At 66.8% G+C, this 509-nt stretch carries 1 protein-coding gene; it reads right to left on the reverse strand.

Features of this window, described 5'->3' with window-relative positions; all coding sequences use genetic code 11:
• Positions 1-509: bile acid:sodium symporter (locus AACY08_RS28810; protein WP_339472488.1), on the reverse strand; the 509-nt coding region annotated here is incomplete at both ends.

Below are 509 nucleotides of genomic sequence, written 5' to 3' on the forward strand. Positions count from 1 at the left end.
GTCACGGCGATGATGATCGCCAGGATTATCAGGTCGACCGCCAGCACGATCACCAGGTCGGACACCGACAGGCTGGTCCACACGCCCGCGACGACGCCGGCGCTGAACGCGGCATAGACCACCAGCAGGATAGATCCGCGATCGACCACTGCGGTCAGTGTGCGGTGGCGCAACAGCCACGCCCCGATCCACGGCCGCACCGCTTGCCCGGCGACGAACGGCAGCAGGATCTGCAAGGCGATGCCCTCGATCGCCGTGATCGAAAAGCCGCCCCCGGCCGTGGACAGCAGCACCGCCACCAGCACTGGGGTCAGCACCACGCCAAGCAGATTGGAGAGCGAGGCACTGCACAATGCGGCGGGCACATTGCCGCGCGCGATCGCGGTAAAGGCGATCGAGGATTGCACGGTCGAGGGCAACAGGCACAGATAGAGCAGGCCCACGCCAATGTCGGGCGGCAGCAAGCCCCGCACCGCCCAGGAGGCCCCCAGCCCGATGATCGGAAAGAT

It is taken from the genome of Pseudomonas sp. EL_65y_Pfl1_R83 (genome assembly GCF_963970695.1).
Classification (GTDB): Bacteria; Pseudomonadota; Gammaproteobacteria; order Pseudomonadales; family Pseudomonadaceae; genus Aquipseudomonas; species Aquipseudomonas tritici.